Here is a 3,500-nt window from a genome sequence, read left to right as displayed (position 1 = left end):
TTCAAGGCTTGTTCGGCAATTTGGCTTTTATTGGAGACATGCAAATCAAAGAATTTCCGGCGTGCATGCGCCTTATGTGGAGCTCCACATAAGGCGCATTATCCCGAGTGCTGTTTTATCTTGAGTGAAGCCAGTCGGCAGCAACGTTCATGCGCTCGATCGATGGTCAGCACTCCACATAAATTTGAATTGTTCACAGGGACCGCAAGAACGCGAGCATATCGCCCTTGGGCTTCCATGTCTTCGCATTGGCGGGCTCGATACCAGTCTTCTTCCAGAATGCCAGCATAGCCTCCCGCTTCATTTGCAGGTTGGTCGTGATGTAGCGGCCGGTCGTGGCGACGCTGGAGTGGCCGAGGTAGTCGCGGATCACCGTCACGTCGGTTCCTGACTGCAGAAGCGCAACGGCGCAACTGTGACGCAGGACGTGCGGCGTGATGTGCTTGTGTCGCAGCACTGGGTTGTCGCAAGCCGCTGTCGCCGCGTGCTTGTTGAGAACGTAAGCGACGCCATCGCGGGTAATAGGCTGGCCATGTCGATTCAGGAACACGCACTGCCCATCGGTGGCGTCTGTCATACCGCGCAGTCGATGCAGCGCGTTGGCGGTCTCGGTCCACAGCGGCAACAGACGCTCTTTCTTTCCTTTTCCGCGCAGGCGAACCTGCCTTGGTGCGACCAATTGCAGATCGTCCCACCGAAGCCCGGCGGCCTCGCTGACCCGAGCACCACAATTGTATAGGAAGAGCAGCAGCGTGTAGTCACGCCAACCGTCGAAGGTGTGCTGATTGGGCATGCTGATGATCAGACGAACGTCCTCGGCCTCAAGGTATGTCGCTGGTCGCTGCCGCGCCTTCTTCGCAGGGATAGCCAATACACGCACGTATTGTTGTGAGTGCGCCAGATCGTTGCGTAGTAGGTGCTTGAAGAAGCCACGGATAGCCGCCCTGCGGCAATTGCGTGTTGCTGCTGAATTCGATCGTTGCGCCTCGATATAATCCAGGAAGCGTGTCACCGCATCAGCATCGATGTCGCCGAGCTGCAAGGACGCAATCCCTCGGCCGCACTGCTCAGCAACGAACTTGAACAGCATCTTCAGCGCATCACGGTAGGCCCGGATGGTGTGGACACTGGCACCTCGCTGCTTCGGCAGGTACTCTGTGAAGTACGACTGCACATGCGCGAATAGGCCACTCGGCGAACGGCTCATGGCAATCGGCGCTTGTTGCGCGAGTGCCGCTCGAAGCGCTGGCTTGCCAGTTGCAACAGCTCAGGCGTGGCCTTGAGGTACACTTCCGTGCCAAGAACGTTCTGGTGGCCGAGGTAGGCCGACAACCACGGCAGCTTCGCGTGCACGTCCACACCCTCGACGGCCCACGCGGTCAGCCGATGTACGGCGAAGGCATGCCTGAACTCGTAAGGCCTGGCTCCAGAGCGACCGCGTGGCGGCTTCAAGCCGAGATCGCGCAGCAAACATCGCAACGCGTCCGAGGCAGCACGCAGGGTGAGCGCTGATCCATCGCGACGGATGAACAGGGTCAACGGATCGTCGGTACCGCTTGTCGCTAAGATTTCCTCGCGTAGCCGCAGGTATTGGCGTAGTTCGACAACCAGATCGTTGCGGATCGCCAGGATGCGCGAGCGCCCCTTGCTTCGTTGAACTGTCAGAACGGCTTTGCGTAGATCGACGTCGATCAGGTTCAACCTGGCGGCTTCGCCCAGCCGCATCCCGGTGCAGTACAGTACGAGCGTGAGTGCGCGCAACATCGCACCCCACATGCTGCGCCCCTCATGCCGCGTGGCCGCGTCCACCAAGGCAAGTATCTCTTCGCGGCTGAAGATGTAAGGTACGAACACCGACTCCTTGACCGGTGCCACCGCATGATCGGGGACGAAGCCATACGGATCGCTGCGGCGGCGAAACAGACATAACTGACGCACTACGCCGAACTCGTTGCCCACAGTGATGGCCTTGCGGCCTTCGATCCGCGTCACCCACTGCGTCACCGCTTGGTCCAAAGACACCGGATGGTCGCCGTACCGATCACGGACGAAGCGCACAAAGCCGTTGAGCACGAACTCGGCGCGGCGGTAGCCCATACCCATGGCCCGCTTGAACGCCAGGAACTGCGTTGCGTCGTGGGCCAGGGTGACGGCGGTAATCTTCGCGCTCATCGCGGCACCGGAAGAGAGACATCGCGCAGCGACTGCGTGGCGATGCGCACGTAGGCCGACACCGAATCAGGGTCGCGATGGCCAAGCAGATCCGACAATACTCGTGCACTGGTGCCTACGTCGAGTTGCCGCGCGGCGTTCGAGTGCCGCAAGACGTGGCTGCCCAAGTATGGTGCCTGGATACCGGCGACCTTGGCATGTTTGATGAGTACGTGTCGCACCGCCGACGACGCCGTGAGGGCGCCGAATGGCACCTTCATCTGGACGAACACATGCCGCGTAGGTGTATGCGGCGGACGTCCATGCCGCAGGTACCGGGCCAGCACCTTGGCCACCGGGGGCAGCAACGGCAACATGAAATTGACGCCGGTCTTCGGCCGCGACATCTGCAGCGTACCGGCGTCCCAATCGATGTCCTGAAGTTGCAGGCCAATCACTTCGCCGGCACCCAGGCCGTAGATACTCATCATCAATAGCAGCGCGTGGTCGCGCAGTCCACCTGCCGTGCTCGTGTCCACAGCGCGCAGAAGTCGCTGAACGTTCTCCCACGGTAACGCAGGCTTGGGACGTTCGAACTTGGGCTGTACCGGCGAGATTACTCCATCAGCCAAATCGGTGCGAATGCGCCCGCTGGCCAGCAAGAACCGGGCAAAGGATCTGACCGTGCTGGCGATGTCGGCTGTCGTCGAACGTGCATAGTGACTGGCGCATTCGATGAGGAATGCGTCGATATCGGGCAAGCTCAGATGGCGCCAGGACTTGCCGGAGCGGTGCAGGTGCGCGAACAGCTTGCCAACGTGGTCGAGCTTCTTGCGGATCGTGACCTCGGGATTGCCACGATGTTGCCCAAGGTGGGCAGCGTAGTCGCGCAGAACCGCCGTGGCAGGTGGCCGACGGCGTTCGATAGGCTGCCACGGCGGCACCGGCATGCCCATGACCTCGTGAGCGCGCCGTAGCGAGCGCAGAGACGAACGCGCGAGACCGAGATGCGCGGTATTGATCTTGCGTGAACGCGCGTACCAAGCCTGGAAGCGCTTGACCCCGTCGCGCGTTAGCTCGGCACCTTCATCCAGGCCAAGGGCACGGCAATAGCGTCGAAACCGGTTGATCCATTGTAAATATTGCTGCGCGGTGCTTGCGCGAACAACGCGATCGTCGCGCCACACGCGCAGGATGACCTGAGTGCTTGGCGTACGCTCGGGTGGCTGTGGCGTGGGTGACAGAGTGTCCATATGGCAAACAAATAGGCATGATGGGGACGCGCAGCACCGAACACCTTTACAACACGCGCCAGAAGCGTGTCCATGCCGGCACGCATATCCAGCGCC

At 60.9% G+C, this 3,500-nt stretch carries 3 protein-coding genes; all 3 read right to left on the bottom strand.

Translation table 11 applies throughout. The features are described from left to right. Positions 1-193: 193 nt before the first annotated feature. The 3 genes from BM029_RS25420 to BM029_RS25410 are packed head-to-tail and all read right to left on the bottom strand — an operon-like array spanning position 194 to position 3,338. A complete protein-coding gene (locus tag BM029_RS25420; RefSeq protein ID WP_092440827.1) occupies positions 194-1,207 on the bottom strand; it encodes a site-specific integrase in 1,014 nt (337 codons plus the stop codon). Then, positions 1,204-2,172: a tyrosine-type recombinase/integrase gene (locus BM029_RS25415; RefSeq protein WP_092440825.1), complete on the bottom strand. Its 969-nt coding sequence runs from the start codon at positions 2,170-2,172 to the stop codon at positions 1,204-1,206. The genes BM029_RS25420 and BM029_RS25415 overlap by 4 nt, the downstream gene beginning before the upstream one ends. Next, entirely contained in the window at positions 2,169-3,338 is a 1,170-nt protein-coding gene (locus BM029_RS25410) for a site-specific integrase (RefSeq protein ID WP_244545222.1), read from the bottom strand. The genes BM029_RS25415 and BM029_RS25410 overlap by 4 nt, the downstream gene beginning before the upstream one ends. Between the last annotated feature and the right edge of the window lie 162 nt (positions 3,339-3,500).

The organism is Collimonas sp. OK607 (assembly GCF_900111995.1).
In the GTDB taxonomy this organism is placed as follows: Bacteria; Pseudomonadota; Gammaproteobacteria; order Burkholderiales; family Burkholderiaceae_D; genus Collimonas.
This window is presented reverse-complemented; position numbering and strand designations above follow the sequence as displayed.